We start from the raw sequence: 13,324 nt of genomic DNA on the forward strand, positions 1-13,324 counted from the left end.
CGGCTCCTTCCGCGAACGGGGAGAGATGAGCGGCATTCGGATCCCGGTTGAGGGCATCGACGGTTCCGGTACGGCGCACGCCACCAGCCTGCTGGCCCCGAATCCCTCGCCGATGACGCTGGACGGCACCAACACCTGGGTCATCGGCCGGGCGGAAACCGTACTGGTGGTGGATCCGGGACCGGACGACGACGCGCATCTCCGGCGGGTGGCCGATCATCTGGCCGAGCGCAGGGTCGTGGCCGTCCTGCTCACGCACGGGCACCATGACCACAGCGGGGGCGCGCGCACGTTCGCCGAGATGGTGAACGCGCCGGTCCGGGCACTCGATCCGAGCCATCGGCTGGGCGGCGAGGGGCTCGCGGACGGCGACGTCATCGACCTGGACGGCCTGGAGGTCAGGGTCGTCGGCACCCCGGGGCACTCGTTCGACTCGCTCTGCTTCTGGCTGCCCGAGGACCGCGCGATGCTGACGGGCGACACGATCCTGGGCCGGGGGACCACGGTGATCGCGCCGGACGGGGATCTGGCCGATTATCTGCGGAGCCTCGACCAGCTGCGGGCGGGAGCCGAGATCCTTGAGGCGGAGGCGCTGCTGCCCGGCCACGGCCCGGTTCTGCCCGATCCCGTGGGGGTCCTGGACGGGTACATCGCCCATCGCCGCCTGCGCCTGGACCAGATCCGGCAGGCCATCCGGGACGGCGCCAGAGACGCCCGGCAGATCGTCGAGATCGTCTATGCCGAGGTGGATCCCGCGCTCTGGCCCGCCGCCGAGATGTCGGTGGCGGCCCAGCTCGACTATCTCAAGTCGCTCTAGCGGGAGCGGTTGTAGAGCCGCTCCATGTCCAGGATGACCACGGCCTTGGCCTCGATGCGCAGCCAGCCGCGCTGGGCGAAGTCGGCCAGCGCCTTGTTGACCGTCTCGCGGGAGGCGCCGACGAGCTGGGCGAGCTCCTCCTGGGTCAGGTCGTGGTGGACCCGGAGGCCGTCCTCGGTCTTGCGGCCGAAACGGTCGGCGAGATCGAGCAGCTGCTTGGCCACACGGCCGGGCACGTCGGTGAAGACCAGGTCGGCCAGCACGTCGTTCGTACGGCGGAGCCGCTGGGCGAGAGCGCGCAGCAGGTGCAGCGCGACCTCGGGGCGGCCGGTGAGCCACGGCCTCAGGTCGTCGTGGCCGAGGCCGGCCAGGCGGACGTCCGTCAGGGCGATGGCGGAAGCCGTACGCGGGCGGGGGTCGAACAGGGAGAGCTCGCCGAACATCTCCCCGGGGCCCAGCACGCTGAGCAGGTTCTCCCTGCCGTCGGGCGCGGTGCGGGCCAGCTTGATCTTTCCTTCCAGCACCACGTAGAGCCGGTCGCCGGTCTGGTTCTCACTGAACAGGGTCTGTCCCTTGGACAACTCGACCTCGGTGACGCTCGTCCGCAGTGCTGCGGCGCCCTCACGGTCGAGCGCGGAGAACAGGGGCGCCTTGCTCAGTACGTCGTCGGTGCTCACGGTGCCTCCTTGCAATGGTCGCGCTCGGTCGTTGGCGCCGTGCAAGCCATTGTGACCTACGCCGTCCGCGTAGTCTTACGGGGTGTCCCGCAAAGTTCAGACGGCTGGGGAGTCCCGGCTCGCTCTCGTTCGCCGTGCGCGGCGGATCAACAGAATCCTGGCGGAAACCTATCCTGACGCTCATTGCGAACTCGACTTCGCCAACCCCCTTGAACTGCTGGTCGCCACGATCCTCTCGGCGCAGTGTACGGACAAAAGGGTAAATATGGTTACTCCGGTGCTTTTCGCGAAGTATCGGACACCGGCTGACTATGCGGCGGCCGACCGGGACCAGCTCGAAGAGATCATCAGATCCACCGGCTTCTTCCGGGCCAAGACCAACAGCATCATCGGCATGGCCCAGGCCGTCTGCGACCGCCACCACGGCGAGGTGCCCGGCACGCTCAAGGAGCTCGTCGCCCTCCCCGGAGTGGGGCGCAAGACCGCCAACGTGGTGCTCGGCAACGCCTTCGACGTCCCCGGCATCACCGTGGACACCCACTTCAGCCGCCTGGCCAGGCGCTTCGGCTGGACCGCCGCGACCGACGCCGTCAAGATCGAGCACGAGGTCGGGGATCTGATCCCCAAATCCCAGTGGACGATGCTCTCGCACCGCCTGATCTGGCACGGCCGTCGCGTCTGCCACGCCCGCAGGCCCGCCTGCGGCGCCTGTTCCGTCGCCGCCCTCTGCCCGTCGTACGGCACCGGGCCGACCGACCCCGCAGAGGCGGGCAGGCTCGTGAAGGAAGGTCCCTTCTCCTGATCTGAGGGAAGTTCCGCTTGCTCGGGAAGCTTGACCGCCGTTCCGCGGTTGTACGGCTCGCGCGGCTCGATCTGCATCGGAGGAGACATTGGTTCCCGGCTGGCTGACGGATCTGGCGGCGAACGCCGGACGGAACCCCGTGCCCGAGGTGCTGCGGCCTCCCGATGACGGCGCCGGGCGGCGGGCCGCGGTGCTCCTGCTGTTCGGCGAGGGACCTGCGGGGCCGGACGTCCTGCTCATCCAGCGCAGCTCCAACGGCCGCAGGCATGCGGGCCAGCCCGCCTTTCCCGGCGGCGGCGTCGATCCCGAGGACGACGGTCCCATAGGGGCCGCGCTGCGTGAGGCCCAGGAGGAGACCGGTCTCGACCCGCGCGGGGTGAAGATCGTCGGAACGATGCCCGAACTCTACGTCTGGCGCAGCGACAACCGCGTGACGCCCGTCCTCGGGTGGTGGCACACGCCCAGCGCCGTGCACGCCGCCTCGCCGGACGAGGTCGAGTCCGTCGAGCGGATCCCGGTGGCCGAGCTCGTCGATCCCGCCAACCGGTTGCGGCTGCGGTACCCACGAGGCCGGGCCACGCCGGAGGAGGACCCGCCCCGCGCGTTCGCGGGAGATCCGGGAGGCGCGCCCGCGTTCCGGGTGCGCGGCCTGCTGGTCTGGGGTTTCACCGCGGGGATACTCGATCGCGTGCTGGCCGTGTCGGGGTTCGAGCGGCCCTGGGACCGGTCACGCGTCGAGGACCTGCCCCCCGACGTCCTGAGACTCGCCTCCCGCGGCTAGAACCCCTACGAGTCGAACCCGCGGTCGCTGACCAGGCTGATCCCGAGCGCGGCCCAGTCGGCGACGTCGTCGTCGGGGTCGGAGGCCAGCAGGCGCAGCGCGGCGACACCGGCCGGGTCCGGCGGGATCCCCATCACGTTCGGCAGCGCGTAGGCCGCGCCGTACCGGACCGAGTGCTCCGGGTGCGAGGCCAGCTCGATCACCGACGGCAGCGCCCGCGCGTCCCGCAGGTGGCCGAAGGCGATGAGCACCGAGTACAGCACCCGCGCGTCCTGCTCGCTGGCCGCGAGATAGCGCAGGATCGGAAGTGTCTTGTCGGCGAATGGCCGGTCCCGGCCGAGTTCGCCCAGGATGTCCACCCCGAGAACGCGTTCCGCGGTCGTGCGCGCGGCGCACAGGCGTCTCGCCAGGGTGAAGGTCTCCAGGTCTCCGCGTTCCTGAAGCACGGCTATCGCCTGCCAGCGCACGGTGCCGTCCGGGTCGCCGTCGGCCAGCGCTATCTGGATCAGTTCCTCGACCGGTCCCCCCATGACGTCACGATATCGAGCAGCGTGGGGGAAGGTGTGCACGACGACGGGCGTGGCTGGATACCGTTGAATCTGTGCGCGGTGATCTCCTGGACCTCATCCTGATCGGCTTGGTCGTGGCCTTCGCCGTGTCCGGATACCGGCAGGGGTTCATCATCGGGGCGTTCAGCTTCGTCGGCTTCATCGGCGGCGCCCTTCTCGGGATGTTCATCGCGCCTCCGATCGCCGGGGCGATCGTGAGCGGCGACACCGAGCGCGCGCTGCTCGCCATCGTGATCGTCTTTCTCGCCGCGACCATCGGCCAGTTCGCGTCGTCCACCGTCGGAGCGGTGGTGCGCAGCCATGTCACGTGGGAGCCCGCGCGCATGGTGGACGCCTTCGGCGGCTCGCTGGCCAGCGGCCTCTCCGTACTGATCATCGCCTGGCTGCTCGGCTCGCTGATCGTCTCCATGGGCTTTCCCCTGCCCAAGGAGCAGATCAACGGCTCAGTCGTCTGGCAGGCCGTGGACGAGGCCATCCCCAACGGCGTACGCGCCCTGCAGAAGCCGTTCCGGGACTTCGTCGACTCCTCGGAATGGCCCGAGGTGATCACCTCTATCGGTGGCCAGAACGTTCCTCCGCCGGACGAGGGCGTGCTGAAGGGCAGCCCCGGGCTGAGCCGCGCCCGGCGGGCGATCGTCAAGATCCAGGGGACCGCGCCCACCTGCCGCAAGCGCATCGAGGGCACCGGCTTCGTCTACTCCCGCAACCGCATCATGACGAACGCCCACGTCGTCGCCGGGGTCAGCCAGGAGCTGCGGGTCACCGACTCCACCGGAACGCCGCACAACGCCCGGGTGGTGCTCTACAACCCCGACAGGGACATCGCCGTCCTCTACGTCCCCGGTCTGAACGTGTCGCCGTTGCGGTTCGACTACACCGCCAAGAGCCGCGGCGACGCGATCATCGCCGGATATCCCAAGGGTCACGGGTTCACCCCGCTCGCCGCCCGCATCCGCATCAAGCAGCCCGCCGAGTCGTACGACATCTACAACCGGCACAAGGTCGAGCGCGAGGTCTACGCGATCCGGGGCACCGTCCAGCCGGGCAACTCCGGTGGTCCGCTCCTCAGCCCGGACGGCCGGGTCTACGGCGTCATCTTCGCCGCCGCGACCGACCAGGCGGAGACCGGGTACGCCCTGACGGCGGAGGAAGTCCGTCCCGACGCCGACGACGGCAGCGGTGCCATGGCCCCCGCCGACACCCAGGAGTGCGACTGACCCCGGAGGCCCAGGCTCCCGGCCGAGATGGGTGCCGCCGCGCCGCTCTGGCCGGGGCGACCGGCTGCGTGCCGCTGCGCTGCGGCGGGCTGTCCCGGGCCGCCTGGAGGCGACCGCGGCGTTCGCGATCGGTGTGTGGTGGTCGGGCGGGGAGCCGAGGTCCGCCTTCCCGGCGCCGGGCGAGGCGGCGTAGGTCACGGCCCGGGGGAGACGCGGACCAGGCCGCGCCGGATCTCCTCGATCGCCGCGCCGGGTTCCGCCGGCCCGGCCGCCAGCCCGGCGACGATCGCCTCGGCGGCCCCGGCCACCCCGTCAAGATCCAGTCCGTACGGCACGGCGCCCGGCGGCAGAGACCGGCCGTACGCGCCGGCGCGGGCGGAGCCGCGGGTGAGCAAGGCGGCGGCGCCGGAGAGGTTGCCGCGCTGGAGGTGGGTGAGGCCGACGCAGATCTGGGCGAGGCCCTGCCAGAGCTCCCGCTCGCCGGCAGGACCGGTCTTCCAGCGGGCTTCCAGAACCTCGTGGGCGTGGAACGGCCGTCCGGCCGCAAGCAGCCGTGCCGCGTCCGCCAGCGCCTCCTGAGCGCTCGGAGCGTAGTCGTCAGGGACGCGGGGCACGCCCTGCGCGCCATGGGGCAGCGGCCTGCCGTACTCGTCGCGAGGGCGGGCGCTGCGGGGGCGGCCCGTCTCGTCGCGGTCGCGCATGATCCCTCCAGATCGCTCCGTGTGGCCGGTCGCGGGACCTAGCGGTCGGGCTCGGGGTCGGAGAGCCAGGCGATCAGCTCGGCGTCGAACTGCTCGGGACGCTCCTCGTGCGGGAAGTGCCCGGCACCTTCGATCATCCTCCACCGGTACGGCGCGGCCACGAAGCGGCTGGACCCCTGAGCGGTCCGGGGCAGGATGCAGGAGTCGAGGGAGCCGTGCAGCTGGAGCGTCGGCGCCTCGACCTCGGCGCGCATCTGGCGGGCATAGCGAAGGCCGTCCGGCCGGAGCTGGGAACGGCCGAACCAGCGGTGGTACTCAAGCGCGCAGTGCGCCACGCCGGGGATGCGGAAGGCGTCCCGGTAGGTCAGGGCGACGTCCTCGGGGGGCCACTCCGGCCCCGACCACTCGTCGAGCAGCCGTCCGACGAGCGCACCGCCGTCGGCGGTGAGCCGGCGCTCGGGCACCGCGGGAAGCTGGAAGCCGAGGCTGTGACCGCTGGCCCTGAGCTGTCCCAGCGGGTCGGTGATCAGCGACGCGCGCAGCCGCAGCGGATGCGGCGCCGACACGGGGACCAGCCGGCGCACCACCTTGGGATCGAGCGCCCCCATGGTCCAGGCCAGCAGGCCGCCCCAGTCGTGGCCGACGACGATCGCGCCGGTCTCGCCCAGCGCGCGGATCAGCCCGGCGGCGTCCATGGCGAGCGTCGGCAGGTCGTAGCCGCGCGGCGGCTTGTCGCTGGCGCCGTAGCCGCGAAGGTCCGCCGCGACCGCGCGGTAACCCGCCGCGGGCAGCGACACGAGCTGGTGCCGCCAGGTCCACCAGAACTGCGGGAACCCGTGCAGCAGCAGCACCAGCGGGCCGTCACCCGCCTCCACCACGTGGAACCGGGTGCCGCCCGCGTGCACCGCGCGGTGCGTCCATGGTCCGTCGATCTGGACCAGGGACTCGTCAGCCGCCATGGCTCGGCGTCTCGCTCACCGTCTCGCGGTGTGCGCCGACCTGCCCGGCGGTGGGGCCGGTGTAGGGCTTGCGCGCGGGCGCCGTCTCGGGGAAGAGGCTGGGCCGCGCCGTACCGCCCTCGACGGTCTCGCCGTCGCCTCCGCCACCCTTGAGGTTCCTGAGGGTGCGGGTGGTGCGTTGCATGCGGTTCAGGCCCTTCAGCCGGCGGTAGCCGACGAAGACCAGCGCGCCCGCCACCACCAGGTAGAACACCGTGACGATGAGGAACGCCAGCCACTGGGCCAGCCCGGCCGCCATCAGGGCGTACGCGATGGTGAAGGAGGCGAGGATCAGGCACAGGTGCCCGATGAAGGCGGCCGCCCCGAACAGCCCCGTGGCGGTCCCGACGCGCTTGGCGTCGAATTTCAGCTCGGCCTTCGCCAGCTCGATCTCCGAGCGGACGAGTGTCGAGATGTGCGTGCTCGCCTGTGCGACGAGCGCGCCGAGCGATTCGTCCTCGGGCATCAGCGATCTCCTATTCTGCGAACCATCAAACATCATCCCGTGCCCGCTTGCGTACGCGGACGTGCAGGAGGATCGCGGCCAGTAGCGACGCGGTGAAACTGGCGACCAGTACCGCCGTGGTGATCCTCTCCATGCCGGGGAAGGCTCGGTCGCCGATCAGCAGCGCGACGGTGAAGCCGATCCCGGCGAGCACGGACACGGCCGCCATGTCGCGCCAGTACAGGTCTTCGCTGATCCTCGCGAACCCGAGTCTGACCGACAACCAGGCACCTCCGAACACACCGAGGAACTTGCCCACGACCAGCCCGATGATGACGCCGAGCGTGATCCTCTCGGTGAAGACGGCGCCGAGCGCCTGGGGGTCGAGCCGGACGCCGGCGGCGAAGAAGGCGAACACGGGGACGGCGAAACCGGCCGAGACCGGCCGGACGAAATGGTCGGCGCGTTCGGCCGGCGAGCTCTCCTCGCCGTCGTCGCGGCGCACCCTCGTGAGCAGGCCGCAGAGCACTCCGGCGACGGTGGCGTGCACGCCGCTCTCGTGCACCAGCACCCAGGCGGCCACGCCGAGCACGATGAAGATCAGTGGGTTGCGCACCCGCCTCCACTGCAGGAACCCGTACAGGGCGAGGACGGCCACCGCCGCGAGCAGCGGCGTGAGGTGCACCTGCTCGCTGTAGAAGAGGGCGATGACGGTGATCGCTCCGAGGTCGTCCACCACGGCGAGGGTGAGCAGGAACGCGCGCAACGCGTCGGGCATCGCGGAGGCGGTCACGGCGAGGATGGCGAGGGCGAACGCGATGTCGGTCGCAGTCGGGATGGCCCAGCCCCTGACGGCGTCCTCCACACCCCAGCTGACCGCGAGGTAGAGGATCGCCGGCACGATCATCCCGGCGACCGCCGCGACGATCGGCAGGATCGCGTCCCGGAGGTTGGACAGCTCGCCGTGGACGAACTCCTCCTTCACCTCGAGACCGGCGACGAAGAAGAAGACGGCCAGCAGGCCGTCGGAAGCCCATTGGTAGAGCGAGAGGTGCAGCGGGCCGGGCACGGTGTCCCTGAGCGCCTGGTAGGAGTCCGACCAGGTGGAGTTCGCCCAGATCAGGGCGGCGACGGTGGCGGCCAGCATGATCACGCCGCCGATCGTCTCCGTTCTGAGCGCCTCCGCCAGTTGGCGGGCGTACCTCACCGTCGGCCGGACCGGCCAGATCTCGGCAGCGCGACGCATGATCCCCCTTGGTGAGCCGGAACGTCGCGGGCGGTCCCCCCGACGGCCGACCAGACTTCCCGGCACACCTCCCGCCAAGGCTACCCATGTCCTGGCATGTGAAAGGGCGCGGGTGTCCGGCGGAGACACCCGCGCCCCTCACGGAATCGGCGTCAGTCCTCGCTCTTCGCGCTCGGCAGCTTGTCGGAGATGAGATTCATCACGGAGCTGTCGGTGAGCGTGGTGACGTCGCCGAGAGAGCGGTTCTCCGCTACGTCCCGGAGCAGGCGCCGCATGATCTTGCCGGAGCGGGTCTTGGGCAGCTCGGGCACGATCAGGATCTGGCGCGGCTTGGCGATCGGGCCCAGCGTCTTCGCCACGTGGGTGCGCAGCTCGGTGGCGATGTCGTCGCTCTCCTCCGCGCTGCCGCGCAGGATGACGAACGACACGATCGCCTGCCCGGTCACCGGGTCGGTCGCGCCCACGACGGCCGCCTCCGCGACCTTCGGGTGGCTGACCAGGGCGCTCTCGACCTCGGTGGTCGAGATGTTGTGGCCGGAGACGAGCATGACGTCGTCGACCCGGCCGAGGAGCCAGATGTCGCCGTCGTCGTCGCGCTTGGCGCCGTCACCGGCGAAGTACATCCCCTCGAAGCGCGACCAGTACGTGTCGATGTAGCGCTGGTCGTCCCCCCAGATCGTGCGGAGCATCGACGGCCACGGCTCGCGGACCACGAGGAACCCGCCGCCGCCGTTCGGGACCGAGTTGGCCTGGTCGTCGACCACGTCGGCCACGATCCCGGGCAGCGGCCGCATGGCCGCGCCGGGCTTGGCCGAGGTCACACCGGGCAGTGGGCTGATCATGATGGCGCCCGTCTCGGTCTGCCACCACGTGTCCACCACCGGGCACTGGTCGCCGCCGATGTGCTCGCGGTACCACACGTACGCCTCGGGGTTGATCGGCTCGCCGACGGAGCCGAGGACGCGCAGGGACGACATGTCGAACTTGGCGGGGATGTCGTCGCCCCACTTCATGAACGTGCGGATCGCCGTCGGGGCGGTGTAGAGGATCGTCACGCCGTACTTCTGGACGACCTCCCAGAACCGGCCCCTGTGCGGGGTGTCCGGGGTGCCCTCATAGAGGACGCTGGTCGCCCCGTTCGCGAGCGGGCCGTAGACGATGTAGGAGTGCCCGGTGACCCAGCCGATGTCGGCGGTGCACCAGTAGACGTCGGTCTCCGGCTTGAGGTCGAAGACGGCCTGGTGGGTCCAGGACGTCTGGGTGAGGTAGCCGCCGGTGGTGTGCAGGATGCCCTTGGGCTTTCCGGTGGTGCCGCTCGTGTAGAGGATGTAGAGCGGGTCCTCGGCGTCATGCGGGACGGCCGTGTGCTGCTCGGACTGCCGGTCCACGAGGTCGTGCCACCACACGTCCTTGTCGGTCGTGGCGACGTCCTGGCCGGTCCTGCGTACGACGACGACGTGCTCCACACCGGGGCACTCGCTGACCGCCTCGTCGACCGTGGGCTTGAGCGCGCTCGGGGCGCCGCGACGGTAACCGCCGTCGGCGGTGATGACGACCTTGGCGTCCGCGTCGTCGATGCGGCTCTTCAGCGCGCTCGCGGAGAAACCGCCGAAGACCACGGAGTGGATGGCGCCGATGCGCGCGCAGGCGAGCAGCGAGATCGGCAGCTCCGGGATCATCGGCATGTAGATCGCGACCCGGTCGCCCTTGCGGACGCCCAACTCCTCGAGCGCGTTCGCCGTCTTGGAGACCTCACGCTGGAGGTCCGCGTACGTGATGGTGCGGCTGTCGCCCTCGGGCTCGCCCTCCCAGTGGTAGGCGACCTTGTCGCCGCGGCCCGCCTCGACATGGCGGTCCACGCAGTTGTACGCCACGTTGAGCTTGCCGCCCACGAACCACTTGGCGAACGGGGGGTTCCACTCGAGCGTGGTGTCCCACCGCTCAGCCCAGGTCAGCCGCTCCGCGGCGCGCTCCCAGAAGCCCAGCCGGTCCTCCTCCGCCTCCTCGTAGGCGGCCGCGGTCACGTTGGCGCCCGCCGCCAGGTCGGCAGGTGGTGCGAACCGGCGGTTCTCGCTCAGCAGGTTCGACAGCGTCTCCTGAGTCTCGTGACCAGGGGTTTCGGAGGCCACAACGTACTCCTTCGCATGGCGGTCTTGATTGTCGCGTCCCACTTCACCAGTCCGGGAGCGCCCAGGACAAGAGGTCTAGACAGGTCCGTACCGATGGGGCACCGGCTCGCCGAAGAGGGCTAATTACCTGATATCTGGATACCTGATGAAACACAGTGCAATGGGATAGGAAGCGGCCGTCTCTGCGTTCAACGGCGGGACCTCCTCGCTGAATGACGCTTACCCGCCGGTATGGTCGGTTCCCGTGAGCGACCCATTGGCAGTCATCGCCGAACTTCCCGGAGTGCCGGAAGCCGTACAGGAGGCGCGTGAGGCCGTGGACCGGCTTTACGGCCACCGTGTGCTCCGGCGGCGGAGTCCTGAGGTCTCGGCGGAATCCGCTCTGCGCGGCGCGCGCGCGTCGGCCGCGCTCGAAGGGGCCGACGTGCCGCTGGAGTCGCTGCGGGCGGGCGAGGTGACCGACCCCGCCGTCCAGGGCGCGCTCCGCGTCTCCGCCGAGCTCGGACGGCTCGGCAAGACCTGGCGTACGGCTCCCCGCCAGGTGCTGGCACGGCTGCACACCCTGGCCGCGGCCGGCCTCTCCGCCGACCCGGGACGGCCGAGAACCGGGCCCACGTCCGCCGACCCGATCGGCCTCGGCCCCGCGCCCGGCCGGGAGGAGACGGCGGCACGGATGGCGGCCCTGGCGGACCTCGTGACGGGAAGCACCCAGGCGCCCGCGCTCGTCCTCGCTGCGATCGTGCACGCGGAACTGGTGGTCCTGCGGCCGTTCGGTGTCGCGGACGGCGTCGTGGCCCGTGCCGCCGAGCGGCTCACCCTGGTCGAGCACGGGCTGGATCCCAAGTCGCTCACGGTCGTCGAGGTGGGCCACGTCGATCTCGGTGACGCGTACGCGGAGGCGCTGCGGGCCTATCTGACCGGCACCGCCGACGGGGTGGGCGCCTGGGTGAGGCACTGCGCGTCGGCCGTGGTGCTCGGAGCGAGGGAGACGACCGCCATCTGCGAGGCGCTGTCCCGCTGACCGGGCCGTCCCGTCTGTCCCGCCGGGCTACCTGAGGGCGTATCCGAAGGGCACGCTCCCGGAGCCGATGGATATGAGAGGGCCGAAACAGCAGCAGACGGCGTCCCTGGACTGGGACGCCGTCGCCAGTACGTCGCACCGGGTTACCAAGCGTGCACCTTGTATTTGTCGGATCGGGTCAAGCCCGTCTCGACACGCCTCCCGCGGCTGGTCGCGCGTGGGTACCCGGCGGCCGTACCCGGGCACTGGGCCCGTGTCACCTTTCTACGTCGGATTTCCGCACTTGGGAACCCCTCAGGCCAAGACCTTTACCGACGATCGCGAAGCCGGCCGAGACGATGTGCTGAAGCTGTCGTGACGCCGGGGATATTGGATCGTTACAAACATTCCTGATCACATTGAGTGATCGTTTTAGGTCGCGAATTGACAACGGCTGTCGATATGCGGACGTCTTCCATGGAAGAAAACCGGCCGAATCGGGGGATTGCCGCTCGACGCGGCCCCCGCGATCGGGCAGCATACGGTGGTGACTCCCATTACGGAGAGTTGACGTGCAGTTGGCCATGATGTGGTGACTCTCTTGCCACGCCAGGGGCACCTGTTGAAAGCTTTCTTCCGAAAACGGATCCGGCTCTACCCCCCCAGTGCCGGACCGGTAGGCGACCCCCGCTATCCCCCCGGCGGGGGTCGCCCCTTTCGGCGCCGGTCGCGTGCCGAGGCGCCTCCGGCGAGCGCGTGGATGGCCTCCTGGTTCGTCCACAGCCAGGGAGTAATCCCCAGAACGGCATTCGGTGAGCGTGGCGGACAGGCCCGGCTCGCATGGTGGTCTTCCTGTCAGGAGGGAGACACCGATGCACCGGCCCTTGGCCATCACCGACGACCAGGAACTTCTCGACGATCTCCTCCGCGTCGCCGCGGCGGCCGGAGTCGAGCTCGATGTCGCGCACGCCGCGGCGCAGGCCCGGCCGTACTGGAGCGGCGCTCCGCTGGTCATCGTCGGAGATGACCTGGCGGACGCCCTCGCCGCCACCGGCCCGCCCCCACGGCAGAACGTGCTGCTCGTGACCCGCGCCGTGGCCGATCCGTCGATGTGGCGCCGATGCGTCGCCGTCGGGGCGCGAGCGGTGGTGGAACTCCCGCAGGCCGAGCGTCTTCTGGTCGACGAGTTGGGCGAGGCGGCGGAACCGGCGACGAGGGCGGGCATGGTCGTCTGCGTGTCCGGTGGCAGGGGCGGCGCAGGGGCGACCGTGCTGGCCGCGTCCCTGGCCCTCACCGCCTCCCGGCGCGGCCTGCGGACGTTGCTGGTCGACGCCGATCCGCTGGGCGGCGGCATCGACGTGGTCCTGGGCCAGGAGGAGGCCACCGGAGCCCGCTGGCCGGACATCGCCGGGAGGGAAGGGCGGGTGAGCTTCGCGGCCCTGCAGGAGGCGCTGCCCACGTTCGGCGAGCTGACCGTGCTTTCCTGGCATCGCGGTGAACCGGCGGCCATTCCGAGGCAGGCCATGCGTGCCGTGCTCGACGCCGCCCGCCGCGGCTGCGACCTGGTCGTCGTCGACCTGCCTCGCCACCTGGACGACGGTGAGGCGGAGGCGCTGTCCCGGGCCGCCACCACGCTGCTCGTCGTCCGGTCCGACGTCCGCGGGGTGCTCGCCGCCGGGCAGGTCCTGGCGCAGCTCCGCAGGCATACCGCCGATCTCCGCGTCGTGCCGCGTCCCGGGGCACTCGCCCCCGACGTCGTCGCGGCCTCCCTCGGGATTCGGGGCACCGGTGTACTACCGGAACAGCGGGGCCTCGCCGAGGCCCTCGACCGGGGCGCGCCGCCTCCGCTCGGCCGTACACCTCTGGGCCGCTTCTGCTCGACCCTGCTCGAAACCCTGACGGAGGCCGCGTGATCCTCCGCGCCGGAGAGACCGGTCCGTAC

General features: G+C 70.8%; 13 protein-coding genes. 6 read left to right on the forward strand and 7 right to left on the reverse strand.

Features of this window, described 5'->3' with window-relative positions:
• Positions 1 to 25: 25 nt before the first annotated feature.
• Positions 26 to 817 carry an MBL fold metallo-hydrolase gene (locus AB0I59_RS25085; protein ID WP_061253928.1) on the forward strand — a complete coding sequence of 264 codons (792 nt, stop codon included), beginning with the start codon at positions 26 to 28 and terminating at the stop codon, positions 815 to 817.
• On the opposite strand, the gene AB0I59_RS25090 is transcribed toward AB0I59_RS25085, so the two are convergent.
• Entirely contained in the window at positions 814 to 1,494 is a 681-nt protein-coding gene (locus tag AB0I59_RS25090; RefSeq protein WP_061253927.1) for a Crp/Fnr family transcriptional regulator, read from the reverse strand. The two genes, AB0I59_RS25085 and AB0I59_RS25090, sit on opposite strands and share 4 nt — an antisense overlap.
• Before the next feature lie 82 nt (positions 1,495 to 1,576).
• Here AB0I59_RS25090 and nth point away from each other — a divergent pair, with 82 nt between their 5' ends.
• Positions 1,577 to 2,296: an endonuclease III gene (gene nth, locus AB0I59_RS25095; protein WP_358136542.1), complete on the forward strand. Its 720-nt coding sequence runs from the start codon at positions 1,577 to 1,579 to the stop codon at positions 2,294 to 2,296.
• Between the two features lie 88 nt (positions 2,297 to 2,384).
• Positions 2,385 to 3,077 (forward strand): NUDIX hydrolase, encoded by a 693-nt coding sequence (locus tag AB0I59_RS25100; protein ID WP_061253925.1) that lies wholly within the window; start codon positions 2,385 to 2,387, stop codon positions 3,075 to 3,077.
• Positions 3,078 to 3,082: 5 nt separating this feature from the next.
• On the opposite strand, the gene AB0I59_RS25105 is transcribed toward AB0I59_RS25100, so the two are convergent.
• A complete protein-coding gene (locus tag AB0I59_RS25105) occupies positions 3,083 to 3,607 on the reverse strand; it encodes a HEAT repeat domain-containing protein (RefSeq protein ID WP_061253924.1) in 525 nt (174 codons plus the stop codon).
• Between the two features lie 71 nt (positions 3,608 to 3,678).
• Between AB0I59_RS25105 and AB0I59_RS25110 the strand changes: the two genes are divergently transcribed.
• On the forward strand, positions 3,679 to 4,863 hold the full coding sequence (locus AB0I59_RS25110; RefSeq protein ID WP_061253923.1) for a MarP family serine protease: 1,185 nt from the start codon (positions 3,679 to 3,681) through the stop codon (positions 4,861 to 4,863).
• A 194-nt stretch (positions 4,864 to 5,057) separates the two neighbouring features.
• Here AB0I59_RS25110 and AB0I59_RS25115 read toward each other — a convergent pair whose 3' ends face one another.
• The 5 genes from AB0I59_RS25115 to acs all read right to left on the reverse strand — a co-directional run bounded on the left by AB0I59_RS25115 (position 5,058) and on the right by acs (position 10,382).
• Positions 5,058 to 5,564, reverse strand: a complete 507-nt coding sequence (locus AB0I59_RS25115; RefSeq protein ID WP_061253922.1) for a DUF309 domain-containing protein — start codon at positions 5,562 to 5,564, stop codon at positions 5,058 to 5,060.
• Between the two features lie 38 nt (positions 5,565 to 5,602).
• Positions 5,603 to 6,523, reverse strand: coding sequence for an alpha/beta fold hydrolase (locus AB0I59_RS25120; protein WP_358136547.1), 921 nt, complete (start codon positions 6,521 to 6,523; stop codon positions 5,603 to 5,605).
• A complete protein-coding gene (locus AB0I59_RS25125) occupies positions 6,513 to 7,028 on the reverse strand; it encodes a phage holin family protein (RefSeq protein WP_061253920.1) in 516 nt (171 codons plus the stop codon). Before AB0I59_RS25125 ends, AB0I59_RS25120 begins: the two co-directional genes overlap by 11 nt.
• A 25-nt stretch (positions 7,029 to 7,053) precedes the next feature.
• A complete protein-coding gene (gene nhaA, locus AB0I59_RS25130; RefSeq protein ID WP_358136549.1) occupies positions 7,054 to 8,253 on the reverse strand; it encodes a Na+/H+ antiporter NhaA in 1,200 nt (399 codons plus the stop codon).
• A gap of 152 nt (positions 8,254 to 8,405) precedes the next feature.
• Positions 8,406 to 10,382, reverse strand: a complete 1,977-nt coding sequence (acs, locus tag AB0I59_RS25135; RefSeq protein WP_358136552.1) for an acetate--CoA ligase — start codon at positions 10,380 to 10,382, stop codon at positions 8,406 to 8,408.
• Between the two features lie 244 nt (positions 10,383 to 10,626).
• On the opposite strand from acs, the gene AB0I59_RS25140 reads away from it, so the two are divergent.
• Together AB0I59_RS25140 and ssd are read left to right on the forward strand one after the other, a co-directional pair.
• Entirely contained in the window at positions 10,627 to 11,403 is a 777-nt protein-coding gene (locus AB0I59_RS25140) for a Fic family protein (protein WP_061253917.1), read from the forward strand.
• Between the two features lie 851 nt (positions 11,404 to 12,254).
• Positions 12,255 to 13,295 carry a septum site-determining protein Ssd gene (gene ssd, locus AB0I59_RS25145; protein ID WP_061253916.1) on the forward strand — a complete coding sequence of 347 codons (1,041 nt, stop codon included), beginning with the start codon at positions 12,255 to 12,257 and terminating at the stop codon, positions 13,293 to 13,295.
• The last annotated feature ends 29 nt before the right edge of the window (positions 13,296 to 13,324 follow it).

This window comes from Microtetraspora glauca (assembly GCF_040656155.1).
Classification (GTDB): domain Bacteria; phylum Actinomycetota; class Actinomycetes; order Streptosporangiales; family Streptosporangiaceae; genus Microtetraspora; species Microtetraspora glauca.

What these genes read in the sequence shown, in the direction of transcription:
- AB0I59_RS25085 (WP_061253928.1), top strand. Translation starts at nt 26, where the DNA reads ATGAGCGGCATTCGGATCCCGGTTGAGGGCATCGACGGTTCCGGTACG.
- AB0I59_RS25105 (WP_061253924.1), bottom strand. Translation starts at nt 3,607, where the DNA reads ATGGGGGGACCGGTCGAGGAACTGATCCAGATAGCGCTGGCCGACGGC.
- AB0I59_RS25115 (WP_061253922.1), bottom strand. Translation starts at nt 5,564, where the DNA reads ATGCGCGACCGCGACGAGACGGGCCGCCCCCGCAGCGCCCGCCCTCGC.
- AB0I59_RS25120 (WP_358136547.1), bottom strand. Translation starts at nt 6,523, where the DNA reads ATGGCGGCTGACGAGTCCCTGGTCCAGATCGACGGACCATGGACGCAC.
- AB0I59_RS25125 (WP_061253920.1), bottom strand. Translation starts at nt 7,028, where the DNA reads ATGCCCGAGGACGAATCGCTCGGCGCGCTCGTCGCACAGGCGAGCACG.
- nhaA (WP_358136549.1), bottom strand. Translation starts at nt 8,253, where the DNA reads ATGCGTCGCGCTGCCGAGATCTGGCCGGTCCGGCCGACGGTGAGGTAC.
- ssd (WP_061253916.1), top strand. Translation starts at nt 12,255, where the DNA reads ATGCACCGGCCCTTGGCCATCACCGACGACCAGGAACTTCTCGACGAT.